The sequence below is a fragment of the Streptomyces phaeofaciens genome, assembly GCF_014648915.1.
GTDB lineage: Bacteria > Actinomycetota > Actinomycetes > Streptomycetales > Streptomycetaceae > Streptomyces > Streptomyces phaeofaciens.
This window is the reverse complement of the sequence record NZ_BMSA01000010.1, coordinates 220701-238840: the sequence shown is the minus strand read 5'-3', so window position 1 is coordinate 238840 and position 18140 is coordinate 220701. Positions and strand designations below refer to the sequence as shown.

The 18140-nt window shown below is 72.9% G+C and carries 18 protein-coding genes; 13 read left to right on the top strand and 5 right to left on the bottom strand.

Annotation, left to right across the window (positions count from 1 at the left end; genetic code table 11):
• Positions 1 to 121: 121 nt before the first annotated feature.
• Positions 122 to 946: a DUF3558 domain-containing protein gene (locus tag IE275_RS19150; protein WP_189712532.1), complete on the bottom strand. Its 825-nt coding sequence runs from the start codon at positions 944 to 946 to the stop codon at positions 122 to 124.
• Between the two features lie 207 nt (positions 947 to 1153).
• Here IE275_RS19150 and IE275_RS19145 point away from each other — a divergent pair, with 207 nt between their 5' ends.
• The gene (locus IE275_RS19145) at positions 1154 to 2347 is read left to right on the top strand and encodes an RtcB family protein (protein WP_189712531.1); all 1194 of its coding nucleotides are present in this window, start codon (positions 1154 to 1156) and stop codon (positions 2345 to 2347) included.
• Here the strand turns inward: IE275_RS19145 and IE275_RS19140 are convergent.
• The 3 genes from IE275_RS19140 to IE275_RS19130 form a co-directional block, all read right to left on the bottom strand.
• The gene (locus IE275_RS19140) at positions 2328 to 3221 is read right to left on the bottom strand and encodes an LAGLIDADG family homing endonuclease (RefSeq protein ID WP_189712530.1); all 894 of its coding nucleotides are present in this window, start codon (positions 3219 to 3221) and stop codon (positions 2328 to 2330) included. The genes IE275_RS19145 and IE275_RS19140 overlap by 20 nt on opposite strands.
• 206 nt (positions 3222 to 3427) lie before the next feature.
• Positions 3428 to 3601, bottom strand: a complete 174-nt coding sequence (locus IE275_RS19135) for a hypothetical protein (protein ID WP_189712529.1) — start codon at positions 3599 to 3601, stop codon at positions 3428 to 3430.
• Entirely contained in the window at positions 3601 to 4377 is a 777-nt protein-coding gene (locus tag IE275_RS19130) for an SDR family NAD(P)-dependent oxidoreductase (RefSeq protein WP_189712528.1), read from the bottom strand. The genes IE275_RS19135 and IE275_RS19130 overlap by 1 nt, the downstream gene beginning before the upstream one ends.
• Positions 4378 to 4517: 140 nt before the next feature.
• Here IE275_RS19130 and IE275_RS19125 point away from each other — a divergent pair, with 140 nt between their 5' ends.
• The 4 genes from IE275_RS19125 (at position 4518) to IE275_RS19110 (ending at position 7446) form a co-directional block, all read left to right on the top strand.
• Positions 4518 to 4955, top strand: coding sequence for an ester cyclase (locus tag IE275_RS19125; RefSeq protein ID WP_189712527.1), 438 nt, complete (start codon positions 4518 to 4520; stop codon positions 4953 to 4955).
• Positions 4956 to 5066: 111 nt separating this feature from the next.
• Positions 5067 to 5540, top strand: a complete 474-nt coding sequence (locus IE275_RS19120) for a hypothetical protein (RefSeq protein ID WP_189712526.1) — start codon at positions 5067 to 5069, stop codon at positions 5538 to 5540.
• A gap of 101 nt (positions 5541 to 5641) precedes the next feature.
• Positions 5642 to 6661 (top strand): permease, encoded by a 1020-nt coding sequence (locus IE275_RS19115; RefSeq protein ID WP_189712525.1) that lies wholly within the window; start codon positions 5642 to 5644, stop codon positions 6659 to 6661.
• Positions 6658 to 7446 (top strand): TIGR03943 family putative permease subunit, encoded by a 789-nt coding sequence (locus IE275_RS19110; protein ID WP_189712524.1) that lies wholly within the window; start codon positions 6658 to 6660, stop codon positions 7444 to 7446. The genes IE275_RS19115 and IE275_RS19110 overlap by 4 nt, the downstream gene beginning before the upstream one ends.
• A gap of 45 nt (positions 7447 to 7491) precedes the next feature.
• On the opposite strand, the gene IE275_RS19105 is transcribed toward IE275_RS19110, so the two are convergent.
• Positions 7492 to 8319, bottom strand: coding sequence for a helix-turn-helix domain-containing protein (locus IE275_RS19105; RefSeq protein WP_189712523.1), 828 nt, complete (start codon positions 8317 to 8319; stop codon positions 7492 to 7494).
• A gap of 62 nt (positions 8320 to 8381) precedes the next feature.
• Between IE275_RS19105 and IE275_RS19100 the strand changes: the two genes are divergently transcribed.
• The 8 genes from IE275_RS19100 to IE275_RS19065 all read left to right on the top strand — a co-directional run bounded on the left by IE275_RS19100 (position 8382) and on the right by IE275_RS19065 (position 18093).
• Positions 8382 to 8975 carry a TIGR03086 family metal-binding protein gene (locus tag IE275_RS19100; protein ID WP_189712522.1) on the top strand — a complete coding sequence of 198 codons (594 nt, stop codon included), beginning with the start codon at positions 8382 to 8384 and terminating at the stop codon, positions 8973 to 8975.
• 82 nt (positions 8976 to 9057) lie between these two features.
• Positions 9058 to 10146, top strand: a complete 1089-nt coding sequence (locus IE275_RS19095) for an LLM class flavin-dependent oxidoreductase (protein WP_189712521.1) — start codon at positions 9058 to 9060, stop codon at positions 10144 to 10146.
• Entirely contained in the window at positions 10143 to 10742 is a 600-nt protein-coding gene (locus IE275_RS19090; protein WP_189712520.1) for an FMN reductase, read from the top strand. The genes IE275_RS19095 and IE275_RS19090 overlap by 4 nt, the downstream gene beginning before the upstream one ends.
• Positions 10743 to 10848: 106 nt before the next feature.
• Positions 10849 to 11589, top strand: coding sequence for a response regulator transcription factor (locus tag IE275_RS19085; RefSeq protein WP_189712519.1), 741 nt, complete (start codon positions 10849 to 10851; stop codon positions 11587 to 11589).
• The gene (locus tag IE275_RS19080; protein ID WP_189712518.1) at positions 11590 to 13005 is read left to right on the top strand and encodes a sensor histidine kinase; all 1416 of its coding nucleotides are present in this window, start codon (positions 11590 to 11592) and stop codon (positions 13003 to 13005) included.
• Positions 13006 to 13065: 60 nt separating this feature from the next.
• Positions 13066 to 14331, top strand: a complete 1266-nt coding sequence (locus IE275_RS19075; RefSeq protein ID WP_229870359.1) for an ArgE/DapE family deacylase — start codon at positions 13066 to 13068, stop codon at positions 14329 to 14331.
• Positions 14332 to 14361: 30 nt separating this feature from the next.
• The gene (locus tag IE275_RS19070) at positions 14362 to 15585 is read left to right on the top strand and encodes an MFS transporter (protein ID WP_189712516.1); all 1224 of its coding nucleotides are present in this window, start codon (positions 14362 to 14364) and stop codon (positions 15583 to 15585) included.
• Positions 15586 to 15642: 57 nt separating this feature from the next.
• Positions 15643 to 18093 (top strand): SpoIIE family protein phosphatase, encoded by a 2451-nt coding sequence (locus IE275_RS19065; RefSeq protein WP_189712515.1) that lies wholly within the window; start codon positions 15643 to 15645, stop codon positions 18091 to 18093.
• The last annotated feature ends 47 nt before the right edge of the window (positions 18094 to 18140 follow it).

Sequence of the window (18140 nt, the reverse complement as noted above, 5' to 3'; positions counted from 1 at the left end):
GACGCTCGTGGTTCCTGCGGTCGGATCGGGTCCGAGGGGCCACGGTACGCGGTGAGCAAGCCGTGCGGTTCCGCTTCGGGGGCTTTGCGGACCGAGGGCGGGCGCGGCCCGAAGGCCGTTGTCAGGCCAGGGAGTCGGCCAGCTGGGAGGCCAGTTTCCGTGCCTTGTCCTGCATTTCCTTGCTGTCCGGGACCGTGCCGACGGTGCCCGGCTGCTCGTCGTACTCGATGGTCACGATGACGTTGGACGTGCGGAACGCCACAGTCACGGTGCGCTGTTTCGCCGTCGAACCGGAGCTGGCGAGCACGTCGTCGACGAACGCCTCGTCGCCGAGGTCGTCCAGGAGACGGGGCTGGAGGTCGGCCGGGGTGCCGGTGGCGGAGGCGGACGCCGAGGCCGTGCCGGACGGGGTGGCGGACGCCGAGGCGGAGGGGGTCGAGCCGGCCGAGGGGGACGCGGAGTCCGTCGTCTCCTCCTCGGTGCCGGAGGCGGCGGGCTCCGGGAGGTCGGCCGCGGTGACCTTCCGCGCGAACAGCTCCTCCGCCTCGCTGTCGTCGCTGACGGCGTTGGTGTAGGAGACGACCCGCTCGAAGTCGACGAGCAGATGGTCGGTGGCGTCCGTCGACTGCACCTTCCAACGGCAGCCGACCTTGCGGTCCGTGTCGAACGTGAGGGTGGCCTCGCCCGCGTAGGCCGTCTCCCGCTGCTGTTCGTCGGTGATCTCCTCGATGCCGGGCAGCAGGGAGTCGAGGGTGGAGCGGCTCACCACGCCGCAGGCCTCCGGGAGGCTGTCGTACTTGCCGGGCTGGGCGGCGACGGAGGCCGTACCGGCCTCGCCGGGGTTGGAGTTGTCCGGCGGACCGCCGTCGTCCGAGCCGGAGGTGCAGCCGGCCAGCAGGGCCGCGAGGAGTGCGGCGACGCCTGTTACGTACGCCTTCCGCTGCACGGTCGGCTCCTCTCGGGGGTTGGGGTGCGTGATCGCCGGGTCCAGTGTCCCCGCTGCTTATTCGCTTGCCGGACGGGGGCGGCGCCGGCAGACAATGTGTATCGCACGCAACACCGTGGATGCCGGTCCGTCGTCCCTTTTCGTTGATCTTGGCGCCGGTTTTGCGATTGAAGACTTCTGTACGGCTTCCGGGGGAATGAGGACGATATGTCGTATGTGGAAATGCCGGGTGCGAAGGTACCGATCCGTCTGTGGACCGACCCGGCGTCGGTCGAGGACGGCGCCCTCCAGCAGCTCCGCAACGTCGCCACCCTGCCCTGGATCAAGGGCCTCGCGGTCATGCCGGACGTCCACTACGGCAAGGGCGCGACGGTCGGCTCGGTCATCGCGATGCAGGGCGCGGTCTGCCCGGCGGCGGTCGGGGTCGACATCGGCTGCGGGATGTCGGCGGTGCGTACCTCCCTCACGGCGAACGACCTGCCGGGCGATCTGTCGCGCCTGCGGTCGAAGATCGAGCAGGCCATTCCGGTCGGGCGCGGCATGCACGGAGACCCCGTCGACCCGGGCGGCCTGCACGGCTTCGCTGCCGGCGGGTGGGACGACTTCTGGGGGCGGTTCGACGGCGTCGCGGATGCGGTCAAATTCCGCCAGGAGCGGGCCACTAAGCAGATGGGAACGCTCGGATCCGGAAATCACATGATCGAGGTATGTCTCGACCAGTCGAACTCGGTCTGGCTCATGCTGCACTCCGGATCGCGGAACATCGGCAAGGAGCTGGCCGAGCACCACATCGGTATCGCCCAGAGGCTTCCGCACAATCAGGACCTGGTCGATCGTGATCTGGCGGTGTTCGTGTCGGACACTCCGCAGATGGCCGCGTACCGGAACGACCTTTACTGGGCTCAGGAGTACGCCAAGTACAACCGCGCGATCATGATGGCGCTGCTGAAGGACGTGATCCGCAAGGAGTTCAAGAAGGCCAAGCCGACTTTCGAGACCGAGATCTCGTGCCACCACAACTACGTGGCGGAGGAGCGGTACGAGGGCATGGACCTTCTGGTCACACGCAAGGGCGCGATTCGCGCGGGTTCCGGCGAGTACGGGATCATTCCCGGCTCGATGGGTACCAGTTCGTACATCGTGAAGGGCCTCGGCAACGAGAAGGCCTTCAACTCCGCCTCGCACGGAGCCGGTCGGCGCATGAGCCGCAACGCGGCGAAGCGGCGTTTCACGGTGCGGGATCTGGAGGACCAGACGCGGGGCGTGGAATGCCGTAAGGACTCCGGCGTGCTCGACGAGATCCCGGGTGCCTACAAGAACATCGATCAGGTGATGGAGCAGCAGCGCGATCTGGTCGAGGTCGTGGCAAAGCTCAAGCAGTTCATCTGTGTGAAGGGCTGACACGCACGAGGCCCCCGGTGAGGACCGGGGGTCTCGTCGGCTGTCGCTCGGCCGGCGCGGGGGCTTGGCCGTTTCGCAGCCGCCAGGGCCGGATGTGGCAGCTCTTCCGGGTTCGCTCCAGTTCCCTTGCCGCCGCAGCGTCGTCGTTCAGCCGCAGCAGTACCCGGTCTTCCTGCGCAGTCCAGCGGCGGCGCTCCGGTGCGACCCTCATGCCGGCCGGCCGAACCCAGGAACTCAGCGAGTCGGCTGCCGTCTTCTTGCGTTCCAAGGACAGGCAGCCGTCGTAGTAGAGATCGGCTGCCAGCCTCTGGGCGTTCTCCTTCGTATAGAGGATGTTGTAGATGCCGTCTCGTGCGTTTCGCCTGAGGCTGCGCTCCGTGCCGGTGACCTTTCCTGCGTAGAAGCACAGGTAGGCCCCGATGGCCGTGCTGGCTGTCGTGAGGGAGATGAAGGGGAAGCCCTTGCCGGTACACCCCACGGATCCGTCCGCGTCGATGACACCTCGGAGGTAGTCACGGCGTGAGAAGTCACCTTGGGGAGGAGCGATGGTCTTCGACTTGCGGCCGTACGGCAGGCCGAGTTCGTTGAGTCTGGTCCTGGCTTCGAGGGAACACAGGGTCCAGGTGGCCGAGTTGTGGATCCCGGCGAAGTTTGTGGAGCGGGTACGTTCGGTGATGCTGCTGTAGTACGGCGTCAGTTTCTGGAACTCGCGCAGAAGCTCGACATCCCGGGCGTTGATCTCGGCGGTCAGACGGCCCTTCTGGCCCGGCCCTTTCGCCAGATGCCCATCCGCCTGTAGGAACCCGAACATGTACGCGCACTCCGGGACCGTGAGGTCCATGAATCGGTGAGCGATAGGCTCGCAGTCAGCCATGAGGAAGCGATTCCTTCCTTGCCGGTGAGGCCCTCGAACGGGATGCCCGTCCCGGTCGAGGGCCGTTGAAGCGACGTTCTGGCGCGAGCCTAGGTCGCCAGTTCGCCTGCCGATCGAGTGATCGGCAGCGTTCACTCATATGGGTTCAGGCGAGCCGCGTAGGGGTCTGTCCACGGTCGTGCCCCTGGAACATCCCCGGGAACGGCCTACTGCGCGTGTTTCACCGCGTAGATCATGACGAATGCGATGATGTGGATGCCGAAGAGGAACCAGGCCAGGAAGATCCAGACCTGGCGTTCGTCCTTGGTCTCCTGGGCCAGGCGCCGTTTCTCCAGGGCCTCGGGGGAGTTGATCTCCGGGGTCGGTTCGGCGTCCGGCATCACAGTTCCCGGTGGACCTTCGTGTTGGACGCCTGGGCGCGGGGGCGCAGGACGAGGAGGTCGACGTTGACGTGGTGGGGGCGGGTGACGGCCCAGCGGATCGTCTCGGCGACGTCGTCGGCGGTGAGGGGTTCGGCGACGCCCTCGTAGACCTTCGCGGCCCGGTCCTGGTCGCCGCCGAAGCGGGTCAGGGCGAACTCGTCGGTGCGGACCATGCCGGGGGCGATCTCGATCACCCGCACCGGCTGCCCGACGATCTCCAGGCGCAGCGTCTCGGCGAGGACATGGGCGCCGTGCTTGGCGGCGACATAGCCACCGCCGCCCTCGTACGTGCCGTGGCCGGCGGTGGAGGAGACGACGACCACCGTGCCGTCGCCGCTCTCGACGAGCCGGGGCAGCAGGGCCTGGGTGAGGTTGAGGGTGCCGATGACGTTGGTCTCGTACATCGTGCGCCAGTCGGCGGGGTCGCCGGTGGCGACGGAGTCCGCGCCCAGCGCGCCGCCCGCGTTGTTGACCAGCACGCCGATGGTCCGGAACGCCGACGCGAACTCGTCGACCGCGGCGCGGTCCGTCACGTCCAGCTGGTACGCGGTCGCCGCGCCGCCCGCCGCGACGATCTCCTCGGCCAGCGCCTCGATGCGGTCCTTGCGGCGGGCGGTCAGGACGACGCGGTAGCCGGCGGCGGCGAGCTGCCGGGCGGTGGCGGCGCCGATTCCGCTGCTCGCACCGGTGACGACGGCGATGCGGGAGGCGGCGGACGGGGCGGCGGTGGCCATGGACTGCTCCTCGGACGTGGGCGGAACCCTGTCGGGCCAGGATAGGCGGCGGTCCCGACGGGGCCCCGGGCGGTCTGCGCGCGAGCGGGCCCGGTGGGACGATGGAAGCGGTGATCCTCCTGTCTTTCCGGAGGCGGAGCATGGGACAGGCGCGTGAGGTCATGGACAGGCTCACCGTGGCGCTGACCTCGAAGGCGGACGCCAAGGTCATCGGCGAGCTGTTCGCGCAGGACGCGGTCGCGGTGACCCCCGACGGCGGGGAGCTGCACGGGCGGGACGACATCGCCGAGTACTGGCGGCAGATGACGGAGGCGGTCCCCGAGGGGTCGTACGAGTCGCTGCACGCGTACGAGGTCGGTGACACGGCCATCGACGAGGGCTGGTTCAGCGGCCGCAACACCGGGCCGATCCAGCTGCCCTCCGGGGATTCGCTGCCGCCGACGCAGAAGGAGTTCCGCATCCGCGGGGTGGACTTCGCCACCGTCGACGCGGACGGGCTGATCGCCGACTACCGGCTGTACTTCGACGAGATGGAGTTCCTGGGACAGCTGGGACTGCTGCCCGACGAGCCCTCCTGAGCGGCCGGGCCCGGCGCGGGCGCGGCCTGTCACCTGATGGAGGGCGCCTGAGGGCCGCCCGGCGTGGGATACATCCCCTGCGTGAGCCCTTGCCGAGTGAGGAGTGGTGGCATGCGCAGGATGCGGGGTCTGGCCGTGTGGGGTGCCGTGCTGGTGTGGGGGGCGGCCGCGCCGGCCGCGGTGGCGGTCACCGACGTGCCCGAGGCCGATCTCTCGTACCACGGCTTCGCGGCGATGGACCGGGGCCGGGTCGAGGTGCGGCTGTCGCCGCGCAACCACGGGCCGGGTGATGTCGCCGACGCGACGGTGCGGCTGCGCTGGTCGGTGCCGCTGGCGACGGGGGCGCAGCGGTTGCCGGACGGGTGCGCGCGGACGGGGGAGCGGTCGGTGGTGTGCCGTACGGGTCCGCTGGCGGCGGGCGGGACGGGGCAGCGGATCGCGCTCGGGGTGTGGCTGCGGGGCGCGCCGACGGAGGTGACGCTGGACATGGACACGGTGTGGGCGGGCGGCTCGGTGGACCGCAACCGGGGCAACGACCGGCAGCAGGTGCTGGTGCTGGACACCGGGGACACGTACGCCTTCTGAGCGCCGTACGATCGCGGCACGCGGGGCGGACGGGCCCGCGGAGTTCGGCGGGGAGCGGGTCGCGGGACGCGGGTCCGCGGGAAGGCCGGGGCTGGGGCGGGATGCAGGAGACGGAGACACGGCCCGTGGCGGCCGGGCCGGCCGAGGAGGCCGTGGGCGGTCGCCCGCTGCCGCGGTTCTGGCCGTTGTTGCTGCTGGGCGCGGCCCTGCTGCCGGGGGTGCTGCTGGTGCTCGTCGGGCGGTCCCTCGACGAGCCGGCCGTGCAGGCCTGGCGGACGGTGTGTCTGGCGGTGACGGTGCAGGCCATGCCGTTCCTGCTGCTGGGCACGGCGCTGTCCGGGGCGATCAACGCGTTCGTGCCGGCGCATGTGTTCGGGCGGCTGCTGCCGAAGCGGCCCGCGCTCGCGGTGCCGGTGGCCGGTGTCGCGGGGGTGGTGCTGCCGGGCTGCGAGTGCGCCTCGGTGCCGGTGGCGAACAGTCTCATCGGGCGGGGGGTGACCCCGGCCGCGGCCTTCGCGTTCCTGCTGTCGGCGCCGGCCGTGAACCCGGTGGTGCTGACGGCCACGGCGATCGCGTTCCCCGGCAGCCCCGAGATGGTGCTGGCCCGGCTGCTCGCCTCCCTGCTCACGGCGGCGACGATGGGCTGGCTGTGGCTCTGGCTGGGCAGGGCGGAATGGCTGCGGCCGTCCGTGCGGCACACCGGGCACCGGCCGGGGCAGAGCCGCTGGACGGAGTTCCGGGAGGGCTTCCAGCACGACTTCCTGCACGCGGGCGGCTTCCTGGTGGTGGGGGCGATGGCGGCGGCCACCTTCAACGTGGCGGTGCCGCGGTCGGTGCTGGAGACGTTCTCCGGGTCGCCGTGGCTGTCGGTGCTGTTCCTGGCGGGGCTGGCGATCGTGCTGGCGGTGTGCAGTGAGGCGGACGCGTTCGTGGCGGCCTCGCTGACCGGGTTCTCGCCGGTCGCGCGGCTGACGTTCATGGTGGTCGGCCCGATGGTCGACCTGAAGCTGATCGCGTTGCAGACGGGGACGTTCGGCCGGGCCTTCGCGGTCCGTTTCTCGACGGCCACGGCGGTGGTCGCGGTGGTGTGCAGCGTGCTGATCGGAGGGGTGCTGCTGTGAAGCGGTGGGTGAAGGCGGGGCTGCTCGGGCTCGGCGGGCTGGGACTGCTGCGCACCGCGCTCCTCACGGACGAGTATCTGCGGTACGTGAAGGAGGGGATGCGTCCGCTGCTGATCGCGTCCGGGGTGCTGCTGGTGGTGCTGGGGGTCGCGGAGGCGTGGTCGGCGTCCCGGCGCCGGCCGCACGGCGCGTCCGGTCACGGCCACGACGACGGCCACCGGCACGGCCCCGAGGGCGATCGGGGTGCCGAGGAAGGCCACGACCACTCGGGTGTCCCCCGCGTCGCCTGGCTCCTCGTCCTCCCCGCGCTCAGTCTGCTGTTCTACGCCCCGCCCGCCCTCGGCTCGTACACCGCCTCGCGGGAGCCCGCGAAGACCGTCGCGGTGCAGGACGAGGACGGCTTCGACCCGCTGCCCGCGACCTCTCCGCTGCCGATCACCATGACCGACTTCACCCAGCGGGTGCAGCAGGACCGCAAGCGGGCGATCGGGGGCCGGGCGGTGCTGATGTCGGGGTTCGTCACGCCGGTCTCGGACGGCGGGGGCGGCTGGTACCTGACCCGGATCCTCGTCAGCTGCTGCGCGGCGGACGCGACCACGCTGAAGGTGCGGGTGTACGGGAGTGCCGCGCCGAAGGCCGACACCTGGGTGTCGGTCACCGGGACCTGGCACGCGAGCGGCGCGCTGGGCACGTCGTCGGCGGCGGTGGCGGTGGACGCGCGGAGCGTGACGAAGATCGGGAAGCCGTCGAACAGCTATATGGACGCGTTGCCGCTCACGTCGTAGGACGGGTTTCTCAAGGCTTCAGGGGCTCCAGAGTCTCCAGAGGCCTCAGGGCTGCCGGGCCGCCTGGGCGTACGCCGTCGGGGGCACGCCCACGGTGGTGGTGAAGTCGCGGGCCAGGTGGGCCTGGTCGGCGTAGCCGAGGTCGGCGGCGAGGGCGGCCCAGTCGAGGTCGTCGCGGGTGCCGGCGAGTTCCAGGGCCTCGTGGATGCGGTAGCGCAGGATGGCCCACTTGGGGCTGACACCGACATATCCGGCGAAGAGCCGTTGCAGGGACCGTACGGAGAGGCCCTCGGTGCGGGCGAGGTCGGTGACGCGGCGCACGGTGCGGTCGGTGCGGATGTGCTGGACGAGGTCCATGGCGAGGTCGGCCCGGGGGTCGGGCGCCGGGGCGAGGGAGAGCAGGAAGGCGTCGAGCGCGGCGACCCGGGCGAGGTCGTCGGCGGGGGTGACGACGGACCGGGGGGTGTCGCCGCCGGCCGCCGGGAAGACGTCCCGGGCGGGCAGCGCGCGGCCGGTCCAGTGCGAGACCGGTGCCTCGGGGGCGTACGGCCGGAAGCCGCCGGGGCGGAACTTCGCCCCGCACACCCGGCCCCGTCCGGTCAGTTTCCGGGTGTAGAGGCCGAGCGCGACGCCGGTCAGCTCGCCGTAGGGGGCCCCCGCCGCGTCGTCCTCGTCCCACTGGAAGGTGAGGTTCACGCTGGGGTGCGGGACGACGTGGGAGGCGTACGGCTCGGGCAGGTCCCAGTCGATGAACCAGTACGTCTCGACATGGTGGCGCAGCGGCTCGGCGGGCCGGTGCCGGCGGAACCGTACGCGGGCCAGCAGCCCGGCCGGGTCGACGATCCCGCGGGTGTCGCGGCGGGGGGCGGCCATGCTCGGATCGTACGTCGCGTTTCTTCTAGAGGGGCGAGGTCCGGCGTCCGTACGGTCGGGGCATGGACACCAACAGTGCGAGGACGTACGGCATCGGTGAGCTGCTGGGCAGGGCGCGTGAGCGGGCCGTGCCGGTGGTGCGGGGCATCGCGGACGGGGCGCTGGCCGCTCCGACCCCGTGTGCGGAGTACGACGTGAAGGACCTGGTCAACCATGTCTTCCAGGTGGTGGTGCAGTTCCAGCGGCTGGCGGTGAAGGAGGCGTCGGACTTCGCGGAGACGCCCGACGTGGTGAGCGGGGACCCGGGCTGGCGCGAGCGGCTCGTGGAGGAGACGGGGCGGCTGGTGGCGGCCTGGTCCGCGCCCGGCGCCGAGGAGGGCACGACGGGGGCGATGGACATGCCCGCGCGGCTGGTCGGCTCGATGGCGCTGCTGGATCTGACCGTGCATGTGTGGGACCTGGCGCGGGCCACGGGGCAGGAGTACGGCGCGGCCGACGAGGCGGGGGTGGCGGAGCTGGCGGGCGCGGTCGCGGTGCTGGAGCCGACGGCCCGGAAGATGGGCGTGTTCGGGGAGGCGGTGGCGGCGCCGGAGGACGCGTCGGCGTTCGAGCGGCTGCTCGCCCGGACCGGCCGGGACCCGCGCTGGAAGGGGTGAGCGGCCGCAGGGAATAGCTGTGGGCGGGCCGCCGTTCTGAGGGTATAGTTGAACCGTCAACAACTTTGGAGGGTGAGCGGCCATGCAGTTCGGCATCTTCACGGTCGGCGACGTCACGCCGGACCCCACGACGGGGCGTACGCCGACCGAGCGCGAGCGGATCAAGGCCATGGTCGCCATCGCGCTCAAGGCCGAGGAGGTCGGCCTGGACGTCTTCGCGACCGGTGAGCACCACAACCCGCCGTTCGTGCCGTCGTCCCCCACCACGATGCTCGGCTATGTCGCCGCGCGGACCGAGAAGCTGATCCTCTCCACCTCGACCACCCTCATCACCACCAACGACCCGGTGAAGATCGCCGAGGACTTCGCGATGCTCCAGCACCTGGCCGACGGCCGGGTGGACCTGATGATGGGCCGCGGCAACACCGGCCCGGTCTACCCCTGGTTCGGCCAGGACATCCGCCAGGGCATCAACCTCGCCGTCGAGAACTACGCCCTGCTGCACCGGCTGTGGCGCGAGGACGTCGTGGACTGGGAGGGGAAGTTCCGCAGCGCCCTCCAGGGGTTCACCTCCACCCCGCGTCCGCTGGACGACGTCCCGCCGTTCGTCTGGCACGGCTCCATCCGCTCGCCCGAGATCGCCGAGCAGGCCGCGTTCTACGGCGACGGCTTCTTCCACAACAACATCTTCTGGCCGGCCGACCACACCAAGCGGATGGTCGAGCTGTACCGGGCCCGCTACGCCCACTACGGGCACGGCACCCCGGAGCAGGCCATCGTCGGCCTGGGCGGTCAGGTGTTCATGCGGAAGAACTCCCAGGACGCCGTACGCGAGTTCCGGCCGTACTTCGACAACGCGCCGGTCTACGGGCACGGGCCGTCCCTGGAGGACTTCACCGACCAGACCCCGCTGACCGTCGGCACGCCGGAACAGGTCATCGAGAAGACGCTCGCCTTCCGCGAGTACGCCGGCGACTACCAGCGCCAGCTGTTCCTCGTGGACCACGCCGGACTGCCGCTGAAGACCGTGCTCGAGCAGCTCGACATGCTCGGCGAGGAGGTCGTGCCGGTGCTGCGCAAGGAGTTCGCTGTCGGCCGGCCGGCCGATGTCCCCGAGGCTCCGACCCACGCGTCCCTGCTCGCCGCCGCACGGAAGGAGACCGTCGCATGAAGCTCGTCGTCGTCTCGGCGGGACTGAGCGTCCCGTCGTCGACCCGGCTGCTGGCCGACCGGCTGGCCGGGGCCGTGACCGGGCGGACGTCCGCCGAGGTCCAGGTCGTGGAACTGCGCGACCTCGCCGTCGAGATCGCCCACAACTTCACCAACGGCTTCCCCGGACGGAAGCTGGCGGCCGCCCTCGACGCGGTGACGGCCGCCGACGGCCTGATCGTCGTCACGCCGGTGTTCAGCGCTTCGTACAGCGGCCTGTTCAAGTCCTTCTTCGACGTGATCGACCCGGACGCGCTGGCGGGCAAGCCGGTGCTGATCGCCGCCACCGGCGGTTCGGCCCGGCACTCGCTGGTCCTCGAACACGCCCTGCGGCCGCTCTTCTCCTACCTGCGGGCCGTCGTCGTCCCGACCGGCGTCTACGCGGCCTCCGAGGACTGGGGCGCCGAGGGACTGCCCGAGCGCGTCGAGCGGGCGGCGGGCGAGCTGGCGGCGCTGATGACCGGGCTGTCCACGGCACGGCCGGCCACCACGGCCAAGGACGAGTTCGACGTCGTCCCGTTCGCGGAACAGCTGGCGGCGCTGCGGCCGGCGGGGTGAGCGGGCGCCGCGAGGGAGGCCGCGGCAGGGTGAGAGCCCAGTAAGAAGGGTGATCGTCGGACGGTCCACGCGGCCCGACCGCCGCAGGCCTTGGCAGACTGAGGCCGTGCCTCCCACCGTGCTGCTCGCCGAAGACGACCGCGCCATCCGCCACGCCCTGGAACGTGCCCTGGCCCTGGAGGGCTACCAGGTCACCGCGGTCGCCGACGGGGTCGAGGCGCTGGCGCACGCCCACAAGTCCCCGCCGGACGTGCTCGTCCTCGACGTGATGATGCCCGGGATCGACGGACTCCAGGTCTGCCGGGTGCTGCGCGCCGAGGGCGACCGCACCCCGATCCTGATGCTGACCGCGCTGGTGGAGACCGCCGACCGGATCGCCGGGCTGGACGCGGGCGCCGACGACTACGTGGTGAAGCCGTTCGACGTCGAGGAGGTCTTCGCCCGGCTGCGGGCCCTGCTGCGCCGCACCGGCGCCGGCGCCGGCACCGCTCCCGCCGCCCCCGACCCCACCACGACCACGGCCGCCGTCCCCCGGCAGCCCGCCGAACGCCACCTGGAGGCGGCCGGGCTGCGGATGGACCCCCAGGCGCGGCGGGCCTGGCGCGGCGAGCGGGAGCTGGAACTGACCCGCACCGAGTTCGAACTGCTGGAACTGCTGGTCCGCAACGCCGGCATCGTCCTCGACCACTCCACCATCTACGACCGGATCTGGGGCTACGACTTCGGCCCCGGCTCCAAGAACCTCGCCGTGTACGTCGGCTACCTGCGCCGCAAACTCGACCACCCCGGCGCCCCGCAGCTCATCCACACGGTGCGCGGCGTGGGCTACGTGCTCAGGGAGGACTGAGTGGGCCGGCTGCGCCGGCTGCTGGCGCGGCCCCGGCCCAAGCTGGTGTCCCTGCGTACCACCTTCGCGGTGTCGTTCGCCGCCGTGACCGCCGCCGTCACCGTGCTGATCGGTGTCCTGTCCTACTCGGCCGCCGCCCGGCTGGTGCGGGTGGACCAGGAGTCGGTGTTCGACGAGGTCGTGCAGGACCTGCGGGACGAGGTGCGCGGGAACGCCATGGCACCCGAGGACTTCTCCTCCGCCGCGCCCGGCCACGACATCGTGCGGCCCGCCCGTACGGACGTCCAGGTGCTGGGCGCCGACGGCTCGCTCGTGGACCGGGGGAGCCCGGGGCTGCCCGTGGTCGCCGCCGACCGGCGGGTCGCCGCCGCCGCGACGGCCGGGGAGATGGTCGAGCACAAGGACGTGGACGTCGGCGCCGACGTCTACCGCGTCGCCACCGTCGCACTCGGCGGCGGCCGGGGCGCGGTGCAGGTGGCGCAGGAGTTCAGCGACACCGAGGACCTGCTGCGGGCGCTCCAGCAGCGCACCCTGGTCCTGATGACCGCGGTCGTGACGGCGGCCGGCCTGTTCGGCTGGTGGCTGGCGCGGCGGATCACCCACCGGCTGGTCATCCTCACCACCGCCGCCGAGGACGTCGCCCGCACCCGGCGCCTCGGCGTGCAGGTCCCGGTCACCGGCCACGACGAGGTCGGCCGGCTGGGCCGCGCCTTCGACCGCATGCTCGGCCGCCTCGCCCAGTCCGAGGAGGACCAGCGGCGACTGGTCCAGGACGCGGGGCACGAGCTGCGCACCCCGCTGACCTCCCTGCGGACGAACATCTCGCTGCTGCGCCGCATCGACGAGCTGCCCCCCGACACCCGGGACGAACTGGTCGCCGACCTCACCCAGGAGGCCCGCGAGCTGACCGACCTCGTCAACGAGCTGGTCGACCTCGCGGCCGGCCAGTCCGACAACGAGCCGCCCCGCACCCTGGACCTCGCCGACATCGCCGAGGAGGTCGCCGGGGCCGTCCGGCGGCGCACCGGGCGGCAGATCCTGGTCACGGCCAGCGGCGACACCAGCACCGACGGGCGGCCGCACATGCTCCAGCGGGCGGTGTCCAACCTCGTCGAGAACGCCACCAAGTTCGACCGGGAGGGCCGGGCGCCCGTCGAGATCGCCGTCAAGGGCCCGGCCCGGCCGGGCGTCGTACGGGTCGAGGTCCTCGACCGGGGGCCGGGCATCGCCGAGGCCGAGCTGACCCGGGTCTTCGACCGCTTCTACCGCGCCGCCGACGCCCGTTCCCTGCCCGGCTCCGGACTCGGCCTGTCCATCGTGCGGGAGGTGGCGCTGTCGCACGGCGGCACACCGTTCGCCTTCCGCCGGGCGGGCGGCGGCTCGGTGATCGGGTTCACGGTCGGCGGAGGGCTGTGACGGGCCGCCGCGATGAGCAAGTATGCGGGAAACCCGTTCACGAGGGAGGGGAGCCCACGCGTGCTCAGTGACGAGGAGGCCGCCGTACTGGCGGCGGTCGACGAGGCGGCCGTCGGCCGCACACTGCTGGAACTGGTCGCGATACCGAGCGTCACCGGCAGCCCGGCCGAGTCCGAGCTCCAGCACCACCTCGCCGGACGGCTGGAACGGCTCGGCCTCGACGTCGACCTGTGGTCCATGGACCTGCCCGCCCTCGTCGCCGACCCCGGATTCCCCGGCATGGAGGTGGCGCGCGAGGAGGCGTGGGGGCTGGTCGGCCACACCGGCGGCGGCGCCGACGGGCCGACGCTGATCCTCCAGGGGCATGTCGACGTCGTACCGCCCGGAGACCTCGCGGCCTGGGCGGGGGACCCGTTCGTGCCCCGGGTGACCGGTGACGTCGTGCACGGACGCGGGGCCTGCGACATGAAGGCCGGACTCGCCGCGCAGCTGGCCGCGCTCGCCGCGGTCCGGGCGGCCGGGGTACGGCTGCGCGGGCGCGTCGCGGTGCACTTCGTGGTCGGCGAGGAGGACGGCGGGATCGGCGCCTTCGGCACCCTGCGGCGCGGACACGGCGGCGACGCCTGCGTGATCGCGGAGCCGACCGCCGGCACGGTGATCACCGCCAACGCGGGCGCGCTGACCTTCCGGATCACCGTGCCCGGCAAGGCCGCGCACGCCAGTTCCCGGGAGGCGGGGGTGAGCGCGATCGACGGCTATCTGCCGCTGCACCGGGCGCTGGCCCGGCTGGAGACCGCACGCAACCGCGACCCCGACCCGCTGCTCGCCGAATACCCGCTCCCCTACTCCCTTTCCGTCGGCACCCTGCGCTCCGGCGACTGGGCGAGCAGCGTGCCCGACCTGCTGGTCGCGGAGGGGCGGCTGGGTGTGCGGCTCGGGGAGGACCCCGCCGAGGCGCGGGCCGCGTTGGAACGGTGCGTCGCCGAGGCCTGCGCCGAGGACCCCTGGCTGCGCGAACACCCCGCCCGGGTCACCTGGCCGGGCGGGCAGTTCGCCAGCGGCCGGCTGGCGGCGGGGCATCCCCTGCGGGACACGGTGGCGGACGCGTTCGCCGACGCCACCGGCGCCGCCCGGCTGCGGGAGCGCGGGGCGACGTACGGCAGCGATCTGCGGCACTACACCGGGGCGGGCATCCCGACGCTCCAGTTCGGGCCAGGCGACATCGCGGTGGCCCACAGCGCCCGCGAGCAGGTGTCCCTGCGGGAGGTGGTGGACGCGGCCCGCGCGACGGCGGTGACGGTGCTGCGGACCGTCGGCACGAAGTGACACGGACGTGAGGGGGCCGGGCGGGCCGGCGTGAGACCGGCGCGGCTGCTGTCGTTCGCCGTCGTGCTGCGGCACGGCCCGTTCCGGCGGGTGTGGGCCGGGCAGGCGGCGAGCGCCGTCGGGGACGGGATCACCCTGGTCGCGCTGCCCGGGGCGGTCCTGGCCCACCACTCCACCACCGACCTCGGGGTGGTGCTGGGCGCGCAGAGCCTGGCGCTGGTCGGGGCGGCCCTGGTGGGCGGGGTGCTGGCGGACCGGTTCCGGCGCTCGCGGGTGATGGCGGCGGCGGACGTGGTGCGGCTGGTCACGGCCGTGTGCTTCGCGCTGGGCGCGGCCCGGGCCCCGCTCGCCGTGCCGGTGCTGCTGGCGCTGGTGACCGGGTTCGCGGCCGGGGTGTTCACTCCGGCCTTCGGGGCGCTGATCCCCGGCCTGGTGCCTGACGAGGACCTGCCGAAGGCGAACGCCCTGCGCTCGATCACCGTCCGCACCGGCCAGGTGCTCGGCCCCGCGCTCGGCGGGCTGCTGCTGACGGCCGGGACGGCCGGCACGGCGTTCTGGGCGGACGCCGGGACGTTCGCCGCGAGCGCCCTCACCCTGGTCGGCGCCGGCGACCCCCGCCGGCCCGGTACGGCGGGCGGGACGGTGTTCCGGCAGGCCCGCGAGGGCCTCGCCGCCGTCCGGGAACGGCTGTGGGTGCTGACGATCATCGTGCAGGGCACCCTCCAGCTGCTGCTGGTGATGGCCCCGGTGGCGGTGCTGCTGCCGGTGATCCTCCAGGAGCGGGGCGAGTTCGCCGCGTACGGGCCGATGGTGGCGCTCCAGGCGGCCGGCTCCATCGCGGGCGGCATGGCGATCGCGGCCTGGACCCCGCGCCGGCCCGGCACGGTGGCCGTCCTGTCCCTGGGCCTGCTGGCCACCCAGGTGCTGTGCCTGCTGGCGGCCGCGCCCCTGACGCCGCTCGGGGTGTCGATGGCCGTGACGGGCTTCGGCTACGCCGTCTTCAACGTCAGCTGGGCGAGCGCCCTGCACCGCGCGATCCCCGCCGACATGCTGGGCCGGGTCTTCGCGATCGACACCCTCGGCACGTACGGCCTTCAGCCGGTCGGGCTGGCCCTGGCCCCGGTCGCCGCGACCGCCTTCGGCAACGGCCCGGTGCTCTGGGTGGGCCTGGCCGCCCTCACCGCGACCACCGTGGTGCCGCTGTTCCAACGGGAGGTGCGTGCCTTCGCGGACCTCCCGGCCCGAGAGGAATAATTGCGAAATACACGGTCATTCTGGAGCTGGACGCCCACGAAAGCGAGATGAGCCGCGATGGAGCCTCACCCCGACCCCGTGCCGGGCACCGGCGGTGCGGCCGAGGCGCTCACCGCGCGGGTCACCGTGGCCGAGAGCGGCACGGTGACCGGGTGGAACACGGGCGCCGAGCGGCTGCTCGGGTACCCGGCGCGGGAGACGGTGGGCAGGCCGGCGGCCGCACTGCTCGCCGAGGGGCCCGCGCTCACGGACCCGCCCGACCGCCTCGGACTCTCCCCCCTCTCCGGCCTCTCCGCCCTCCCGCGATGGCACGGCACGCTCGCGCTCCGCCACCGGGACGGCCGGCGCCTGGACGCGAGGGTCCTGGCGCACCACCGCACGGCACCGGACGGGACCCGTGACTGGCTCCTGGTCAGCGCCGTGACCGGGCGCACGGACCGGCCCGAGGACGAGGAACTCATGCGCGCCGGTTTCCTCCAGGCCCCGTCCTGCGCGATCTCGGTGTACGACACGGACCTGCGGCTGCGCCGGTCCACCCGGGCCGGGCAGGGCCTGCTGGGCATCGGCGACGACGACGCGCGCGGCCTCCGGCTGACCGACGTCATCGCCCTGCCGGTGGCCGAGGAGGTCGAGGCACGGATGCGGCGGGTCCTGGAGACCGGCGAGCCGCAGTACCTGGAGAACCACGCGCGGGCCCCCGGCGAGAGCCGCGACCACACCTGGGCCGTCCACGTGTACCGGCTCCAGGACCCGGACGGCCGGATCCTGGGCGTGGCCTCCACCGGGCACGACATGACCGAGCAGTACTGGGCCCGCACACGCCTCCAGCGGATCGCCGAGGCCAGCACCCGGATCGGCAGCACCCTCGACGTGACCCGGACGGCACAGGAACTGGCGGACCTGGCGGTGCCGGACCTCGCGGACTTCCTCAGCGTCGACCTGCTGACGTCGTTCGAGGAGGGCCAGGAGGAAACGGTGGCCGGCGGCAGGTCGCTGGCACTGCGGCGCGTCGCCCACCAGTCCGTCCTGGCGGGCGTCCCCGAGGCGGTCCTCACCCTCGGGCAGGTCGACGAGTACCCGGAGGGCTCCCCGCCGGTCGAGAGCCTCCGCTCGGGCCGGGCCGTACGGCACCGCGTCGACGAGGCCGCGATCGCCGACTGGGTCGCCGATGACCCGGTGCGCGCCGCCCGCGTCCGTGACTTCGGCTTCCACTCCGTCATCGCCGTGCCGCTGTCGGCCCGGGGCGTCACCCTCGGCGTGGTCGTCTTCGCCCGGCACCGGCACCCCCACCCGTTCGAGGAGGACGACGTCGTCCTGGCCGAGGAGCTGGCGGCCAGGGCCGCGGTCTGCATCGACAACGCCCGGCGCTACACCCGTGAGCGCGGCACGGCGGTCACCCTTCAGCGCAGTCTGCTGCCGCAGCGGCTGCCCGAGCAGTCGGCGGTGGAGGCCGCCTCCCGCTATCTGCCGGCGGGCGCCCGGGCCGGGGTGGGCGGCGACTGGTTCGACGTCATCCCGCTGTCCGGCGCCCGGGTCGCCCTGGTCGTGGGCGATGTCGTGGGGCACGGCATCCACGCCTCCGCGACCATGGGACGGCTGCGCACGGCCGTACGCACCCTCGCCGACATCGATCTGCCGCCCGACGAACTGCTCACCCACCTCGACGACCTGGTGGCCCGGCTGGCCACCGAGGCGGACCTCCCCACGGACGGCGACAGCGCGGACGGCGTCGGGGCGACCTGCCTGTACGCCGTGTACGACCCCGTCTCCCGGCGCTGCGCGCTCGCCCGGGCCGGGCATCCGCCGCCGGCCGTGGTGCGGCCCGACGGCACGGTGGACCTGCTCGACCTGCCCGCCGGACCCCCGCTGGGCGTGGGCGGACTGCCCTTCGAGCCCATCGAGACCGAGCTGCCCGAGGGCAGTCTGCTCGTCCTCTACACCGACGGCCTGATCGCCGCCCGGACCCGGCAGGACGACATCGACGACGGCGTCGCCCGGCTGTGCGCGGCGCTCGCCGGCCCCGCGGACTCACTGGACGTCCTGTGCGACCGTGTCCTGGCCGGGGCGCTGCCGCATCGGCCGGTCGACGACGTGGCGCTGCTCGTCGCCCGCACCCGGGCCCTGGACGCCTCCCGGGTCGCCACCTGGACCGTCGCCCCGGATCCCGCCGCCGTCGCCGAGACCCGCAAGAACGTCGTCGCCCGGCTGGAGGCGTGGGGTCTGACGGAGACGTCCTTCGTCACCGAGCTGATCGTCAGCGAACTCGTCACCAACGCCATCCGGCACGGCGAACCCCCCGTCCGGCTGCGGCTCATCCACGACCGCACCCTCATCTGCGAGGTCACCGACGCCGGCAGCACCGCCCCCCACATGCGGCGCGCCCGCACCTTCGACGAGGGCGGCCGAGGCCTCCTCCTGGTCGCCCAGCTCAGCCGCCGCTGGGGGACCCGTCCGCTTCCCCGGGGGAAGACGATCTGGGCGGAGCAGGAGATAGGGGCGGGGGAGTAGCGGGGCATGACTCGACCGGGCCTCATCGCGTTGCGGCCGCGGGCCCG

Coding starts and splice junctions, on each gene's coding strand:
- IE275_RS19090 (WP_189712520.1), top strand. CDS start 10,143: ATGAAGCTCGTCGTCGTCTCGGCGGGACTGAGCGTCCCGTCGTCGACC.
- IE275_RS19065 (WP_189712515.1), top strand. CDS start 15,643: ATGGAGCCTCACCCCGACCCCGTGCCGGGCACCGGCGGTGCGGCCGAG.
- IE275_RS19105 (WP_189712523.1), bottom strand. CDS start 8,319: ATGGCCGCCCCCCGCCGCGACACCCGCGGGATCGTCGACCCGGCCGGG.
- IE275_RS19125 (WP_189712527.1), top strand. CDS start 4,518: ATGGGACAGGCGCGTGAGGTCATGGACAGGCTCACCGTGGCGCTGACC.
- IE275_RS19140 (WP_189712530.1), bottom strand. CDS start 3,221: ATGGCTGACTGCGAGCCTATCGCTCACCGATTCATGGACCTCACGGTC.
- IE275_RS19130 (WP_189712528.1), bottom strand. CDS start 4,377: ATGGCCACCGCCGCCCCGTCCGCCGCCTCCCGCATCGCCGTCGTCACC.
- IE275_RS19120 (WP_189712526.1), top strand. CDS start 5,067: ATGCGCAGGATGCGGGGTCTGGCCGTGTGGGGTGCCGTGCTGGTGTGG.
- IE275_RS19135 (WP_189712529.1), bottom strand. CDS start 3,601: ATGCCGGACGCCGAACCGACCCCGGAGATCAACTCCCCCGAGGCCCTG.
- IE275_RS19115 (WP_189712525.1), top strand. CDS start 5,642: ATGCAGGAGACGGAGACACGGCCCGTGGCGGCCGGGCCGGCCGAGGAG.
- IE275_RS19145 (WP_189712531.1), top strand. CDS start 1,154: ATGTCGTATGTGGAAATGCCGGGTGCGAAGGTACCGATCCGTCTGTGG.
- IE275_RS19095 (WP_189712521.1), top strand. CDS start 9,058: ATGCAGTTCGGCATCTTCACGGTCGGCGACGTCACGCCGGACCCCACG.
- IE275_RS19100 (WP_189712522.1), top strand. CDS start 8,382: ATGGACACCAACAGTGCGAGGACGTACGGCATCGGTGAGCTGCTGGGC.